Origin of the sequence: Cellulomonas septica (genome assembly GCF_012396155.1) — a bacterium.
Lineage (GTDB): Bacteria > Actinomycetota > Actinomycetes > Actinomycetales > Cellulomonadaceae > Cellulomonas > Cellulomonas septica.
Map to the genome: position 1 here is coordinate 1 of NZ_JAAXOY010000156.1, position 6,391 is coordinate 6,391.

General features: G+C 74.0%; 5 protein-coding genes. 1 reads left to right on the top strand and 4 read right to left on the bottom strand.

The features are described 5' to 3' along the window. From HGA02_RS08005 to HGA02_RS08020, 4 genes are all read right to left on the bottom strand, one after another. Nucleotides 1-837, bottom strand: an 837-nt coding sequence (locus HGA02_RS08005) for a glycosyltransferase family protein (protein WP_168678580.1), incomplete at its 3' end; no start/stop codon positions are given. Continuing rightward, complete coding sequence (locus tag HGA02_RS08010; protein WP_168678581.1) at nt 834-1,970, bottom strand: glycosyltransferase; 1,137 nt, start codon at nt 1,968-1,970, stop codon at nt 834-836. The genes HGA02_RS08010 and HGA02_RS08005, both read right to left, overlap by 4 nt. Then, nucleotides 1,967-3,082: a glycosyltransferase gene (locus HGA02_RS08015; RefSeq protein WP_168678582.1), complete on the bottom strand. Its 1,116-nt coding sequence runs from the start codon at nt 3,080-3,082 to the stop codon at nt 1,967-1,969. Before HGA02_RS08015 ends, HGA02_RS08010 begins: the two co-directional genes overlap by 4 nt. Beyond that, nucleotides 3,082-4,578 carry a sugar transferase gene (locus tag HGA02_RS08020; RefSeq protein ID WP_168678583.1) on the bottom strand — a complete coding sequence of 499 codons (1,497 nt, stop codon included), beginning with the start codon at nt 4,576-4,578 and terminating at the stop codon, nt 3,082-3,084. Before HGA02_RS08020 ends, HGA02_RS08015 begins: the two co-directional genes overlap by 1 nt. Nucleotides 4,579-4,852: 274 nt before the next feature. Between HGA02_RS08020 and HGA02_RS08025 the strand changes: the two genes are divergently transcribed. Beyond that, the coding region (locus tag HGA02_RS08025; protein WP_168678584.1) for a tyrosine-protein kinase domain-containing protein at nt 4,853-6,391 on the top strand (1,539 nt) is incomplete at its 3' end.

A 6,391-nucleotide genomic window follows, 5' to 3' on the forward strand; every position in this document is an offset into this window, starting at 1 on the left:
CGCGGCGACCAGTCCGCTGCCCAGCCCGCGCAGCCACGAGCGGCCGACGGCCGGCTCACGGCAGAGCGCGACCAGGCCGCCGACCGACCGCGCCACGACGACGGCCGGGAGGCGGGTGCGCCGGAACCGCGCGAACAGCAGGACCATGCTGCGGTTCGCGTGGTACGCCGTGACCGTGCTGCGCGAGACGTCGCGCCGCGACCCGGTCGACCCTCCGCCGTCGTGCGACACGCACAGCTCGGGGACCGTCACGGGGCGCGCGCCCGGGGGGCTCGTCCGGAGCGCGAGGTCGGGTTCCTCGCAGTAGAGGAAGTAGCTCTCGTCGAACCCGCCGAGCGCCAGGAGCTCGCGCACGCGGACGACCATGGAGCTGCCGTTGACGAACGTGACCCAGGCGCGCTCGGGCGGGCACACCCGGCCCGTCCACCCGCTCAGCCCGGAGACGCCTTCTCGGGTCCGGTCGCTCGCTCGCACGGACGTCCCGAGCACCACCTCGTCGGGAGCCTGCCGGAGCGCGTCGTGCACGGCGCCCGACGTGAAGGCGAGCACGCGCGCGTCCGGGTTGAGCAGCCAGGCGACGTCCACGCCGCGGTCGTGGAGCGCGCGAAGGCCCACGTTGTTGCCCGCGCCGAACCCGATGTTGCGCCCCGGCCGCACCACGGTGACGTCGACGCCGGCGACGGCCTCGATCGCCCGCGTGGACGGGTCCGGCTCGGGCGAGTTGTCGACGACCACGACCGGACCGATCCCGTCCCGGCCCCGGAGGCTCTCGAGCAGCGCGAGGGTGTGCGTCCCGCTCGCGTAGTTCACGACGACGACGCCGATCTCCTCCGTCATGGCACCAGGTCCCGCAGGAGGTCCTGCGCCTCGCCGGTGCGGCGCGTCCACGAGTGGTCCGACGCCCGCCGACGCCGGTCCGCGGCCGCGACCTCGTCGACATCCCCGACGGCCCTGCGGACCGCACCGACGAGCTCCGCGTCCTGCGCCAGGACGAGACCCGGCTCGTCAAGGTGCCGCAGGCTCGGCAGGGGCGTCGAGACGACGGACAGGCCCGCGGCGAGGTACTCGTACACCTTCATCGGGAAGACGCCCGCGGTGTAGTCGTTCAGGCGGTACGGGACGAGGCCGACCGTGCACGTCGCGAGGAGGTCGGCGAGCGCCCGCGGAGCGAGATTCCCGACGTACTCGACGCCGTCGCGCCCCAGCAGGCCGTCGAACGACCCGTCGGCGTCGGCGCCGTCGATCCCGACCGGCCCCGCGACGACGAGCTCGACGCCGGCGTCGACGAGCGCGTGGAGCAGGCCGGTGTCGATCTTCGTCGTCGTGAGGTTCCCCGCGAAGACCGCGCGCGGACGCCGCTGCGGGCGCGCCGACGCGAACAGCTCGGTGTCGGCGACGTTCTGCCACAGCAGGACGTCGTCCCGCCCGAGCGCACGCAGGTGGTCCCGGACGCCCGTGCTGCTGGCGATCACGGCGTCGGCCCGGTCGACGAGGCGGCGCTCGCCCTCGAGGATCGCGCGAGCCGCCACGCGGGGCTGCGCGTGGAGCAGATCCACCGCGTGGTAGACGACGGCCCGGGCGCGGGACTCCAGACCGTAGGTGACCGGCGAGAAGGTCCACAGCACGGAGTCGGCCAGCTCGGGCAACGGCAGGCGGCCGGCGAGGACCGCGTTCGCCCGCCGCGCCGCCCGCGAGTCGTGGAGCGGCAGGACCCGGGGACTGACGACGCGCACGTCCCCGGTCGACGGACGCGCGTCCCGGCGGCTCGCCGGACTGGCCCGGAGCCGGCGTCCCAGCCGTCGGAGGTCGGCTGTCGTCAGCCGGGGCGCGCGGAGACCGAACGACTCCACGTACGTCACGGGCGTGTGCCGGGCGAGCCCCACGGCGAGGTGCTGCTTGTTCGTCCACACCGGCGCGTCGAAATCCGCGGTCGACAGGACGACGACGGGAGGCAGCGTCACATCGCTCATGCGGCGACCGCCGGGGACGCGACGAACGCGCGGATCTCGGCGGCGAACCGGGAGCCGGAGAACCTGTCGGTGCCCTCGCTCACGCGCGGCCCGCGCAGGGCGACCGCGCGCTCCACCCCGCGAGCGAGCTCGGTGGCGTCGGCGAGGTCGACGCAGGCGCCCGTGACGCCGTCCACGACCGACTCGGTGACCCCGCCGTGCAGCCCCGCCACCACCGGCGCCCCTGCCGCCATCGCCTCGACCGGCATGATCCCGAAGTCCTCGACGGCGGGGAACACGTAGACGGCGCACGCCTGGTAGAGCGCGAACAGCAGCGCGTCGGACGGTGCGTCGACGAACGTGACGGGGACGCGGGCGGTCGCCGCGAGCCCGCCGAGCCGGGCACGCTCGGGCCCGCTCCCGGCGATGACGACGGGCCGCCCCGACGCCTCCCCCGCACGGATCACGAGGTCGAGGCGCTTGTACGGCACCAGCCGTGAGGCACCGAGCACGAACCCGTCGGGCAGGGCGTCGAGCACCTCGCGCTCGGCGCCGGTGACGCGGTCGGCCCACACGGGCACGGACCGGATCCGGGCGACGTCGACGGGCGGGTGCACGACGGTCGCGTCGATCCCCCACGCCCGTCGGACCCGCTCGGCGACGAACCGGCTGTTCGCGGCCACCGCGGTGATCTCCCGCGCACGGGCGCGGTCGAGCGCCCGCAACGGCGCGCCCGCGAGCCGCGCGGCCGGGCCGGCGCCGCGGACGTCCAGGTCCGGCTCCCAGAGGTACCGCGCCGGGCTGTGCACGTAGACGAGCTTGGCGAAGTCGCGCGGCTGGTCGCGGAACGAGACGTGGTGCGCGAAGGCGTGCGAGCTGACGAGCGCCCAGTCGTAGTGCCCGCTGCGATGGCGCCAGACGGTGGGCATGGCGGGGAGGGCGAGCGCCTTGCGGTGGCGGAGCGGTGTGCGGGCCAGCCATGTCTCGTCGAGCCGACGACCTGGGTAGCGGCCGGGGACGTCGTTCCACAGGCAGAGCAGGTCGGCGTCGGGGAACGCGTCGACCATGGCGTCGAAGACGTTCTCCGACCCACCGGTCCTCGCGAGCCACTCGTGGACGAGCACGCCGCCCATCAGTACGCCCCGCTCCGCGCGACGACGACCTTGACGGTGCGGGCGAGGATCAGCAGGTCGGTGAAGAGCGTCCAGTTCTCGACGTAGGAGACGTCGGCGCGCAGGCCCGCCTCGGGCGTGAGGTCGGAGCGCCCGGACACCTGCCACAGGCCGGTGAGGCCGGGCTTGACGAGGAGCCGGCGGTGCGCGGCGCGGTCGTACTGCGCGACCTCCTCGGCGATCTGCGGACGCGGGCCGACGAGGCTCATCTCCCCCCGCAGGACGTTGAACAGCTGCGGCAGCTCGTCGAGGGAGAAGCGGCGAAGCACGCGCCCGACGCGCGTGACGCGCGGGTCGTTCTTCGGCTTGTAGAACAGCGCGATCCCGGTGACGCCCTCGGCGGCGAGGACGTCGGACAGGCGATCGTGGGCGTCGGCGACCATCGAGCGGAACTTGAACATGCGGAAACGGCGGCCGTCCTTGCCGATCCGCTCCTGGGCGTACAGCACCGGTCCGCGGCTGGTCGTCGCGACGAGCACGGCAAGGACGAGGAGCAGCGGCGACAGGACGACGACGAGCGCCGCCGCGGCGACCCAGTCGAAGACCGTCTTGGCGACGTACTTGGCGCCGGTGAACCGCGGCTCGTCGACGTACATGAGCGGCAGCCCCGAGACGGGCTGCATGGTGACGCGCGGCCCGGCGACGTCGACGAGGGAGAGGGTGAGCGCGAGGTCGACGTGCGACCCCTCGAGGTCCCACCCGAGCTGCCGGACGGCCTCGGTCGTGATGGCGTCGGACCCGGTGACGGCGACGGCGGAGGCGTGGGTGGCGACGGCGACACGCGCCGCGTCGCCCAGCGAGCCGAGCACGGGGACGCCGGCGACCGTCTCCCTCGACGCGACCTCGCCGGACGGCACGCACACGCCCAGGACGGTGTATCCGGCGCGGGGGCTGCGGTGCAGCTCCTCGATGAGCCGCGCGACCTTCTCGCGGTGGCCGATGACGACGACGCCCGACTGCATGCGGCCCGCGTCGCGACGGCGGTGCAGCCACTGCCGCCACACGTAGCGGCCGACGAGGATGAGGACGAGCCCGAGCGGTGCGGCGATCGCCAGGTAGCCGCGGCCGATGTCCATCTTCAGCAGGTAGGCGACGATCGCGACGACGGCGAACAGGCGCCAGGTGGCGCCGAACACGCGCGCGTACTCGACGGGGCCGGTGCCGATGATGCGGCGGTCGCGGGACCGGACGACGGCGAGGGCGGCGAGCCAGGCGGCGGTGAGGACGCCCGAGACGGTGAGGTAGGACGGCGAGTACTCGCCGGAGACGAGCGTGGTGCCGCCGATGTCGAACCGGACGACGTACGCGACGCCGACGGCGAAGACGACCGCGAACGCGTCCGTGATCGTGAGGCGGGCGACGTACCAGGGCCACCAGGGGGCGGTCGCGCCCGCGGGCGCGTCGACCTCGACGGCACCCGGACGGTCGTCGGCCCGGTCGGGTCCGACGGCGCGCATCTCGACCACCGTTCCCCCCGTCTGCGGTGGACTTCACTAACCGCAGCATGCTACCTGTGGCACGGCCTTCCGGATCCGGACGAAGAATGACGAGCCGGACATCCGAGGGCACGACGGCGGCATTTTCCCGGGGATTCCACCCGCGCGCACGTGCGGGCCTCGCGGCCGACGACAGGGGGTGGGCACGGCCCCGGCGTGGCGGTCGGCGAATGCGTGTCCGTGAGAGAATTGCGCGCCGCGGGTCCGCCCCGCGCACCAAAGGGGAGGCATTTCGTTGGAGCTCCAGGACTATCTGCGCGTCCTGCGCAAGCGGTGGGTCTCGATCGTCGCGATCACGGCCCTGTGCGCGCTGGGCGCGGTCGGGGCGTCGCTGGCGATGACGCCGGTCTACCAGGCGACGACTCAGCTCTACGTCTCCGTGCAGGGCGGCGCGTCCACGTCGGACCTCCTCCAGGGCGCGAACTTCACGCGGCAGCAGGTCACGTCGTACGCGCAGCTCGTGAACAGCCCGAGCGTGCTGGGGCCGGTCATCGACGACATGGGCCTCGACGTGCGTGCGGAGTCCCTCGCGGGCCGGGTGCAGGCGGACTCGCCGCTCAACACCTCCCTCATCAACGTGACGGTGACGGACGAGAACCCGGCGGTCGCGGCGGCGACGGCGGACGCGATCGCGGGCCAGTTCAAGGACGTCATCGGCGAGCTCGAGACGCCCGCTGACGGCGGCCCGTCGGCGGTCAAGGTCTCGGTCGTGCGCGAGGCGACGGCCCCGACGGACCCGTCGTCGCCGAACCTCAAGCTCAACCTGGCGCTCGGTCTGCTCGTCGGCCTGGCGCTCGGGGTCGGCATCGCCGTGCTGCGCGAGGTCCTCGACACGCGCGTGCGCACCGAGGACGACATCGCGCGCGTCACCGAGACGTCGGTCATCGGCACGATCCCCTACGACGAGGACGCGCCGAAGCACCCCCTGATCGTGCAGTCGAGCCCCCACAGCCACCGGGCCGAGGCCTTCCGCCGGGTCCGCACGAACCTGCAGTTCCTCGACGTCGCGGACCGGCCGCGGTCGATCGTCATCACGTCGTCGCTGCCGGGTGAGGGCAAGTCGACGACGTCGATCAACGTGGCGATCACGCTCGCGGACGCGGGCACGCGCGTGGTCCTGGTCGACGCGGACCTGCGCCGCCCGGCGGTGGCCCGCTACATGGGCCTCGAGGGCGGCGTGGGCCTCACGACGGCGCTCATCGGCCGCGCGGACGTCACGGACGTCATCCAGCCGTGGGGCAACGGCAACCTCCACGTCCTGCCCGCGGGCCAGGTCCCGCCGAACCCGAGCGAGCTGCTCGGGTCGCAGGCGATGGCGCAGCTGCTGGCCACGCTGACGTCGCGCTACGACGTCGTGCTGCTCGACACCGCGCCGCTGCTGCCGGTGACGGACGCGGCGATCCTGGCGAAGCTCACGGGCGGCGCGCTGCTCGTCGCGGGCTCGGACAAGCTGCACCGCAACCAGCTGGCCGAGTCGCTGTCGTCGCTCGAGACCGTGGGCGCGCGTGTGCTCGGCATCGTGCTCAACCGCCAGCGCCGCAAGGCCGGCGAGCAGTACACGTACTACGACTACTCGCCGACGCCCGCGGTCGACGGGCGCGCGCGCAACGGACGCCGCCGCAAGGCGCGCTCGGGCCCGTCCGCCCCGGCGACGTCCCCCACGCCCGCGACGACCACGGGTGCCGTCCCGGTCTCGACGAACACGGGGTCGATCTGGCCCGGCGACGCGCTCAGCGAGTCGCGTCTGCGCGGCTCCGCGCCGGCCCAGCCGCAG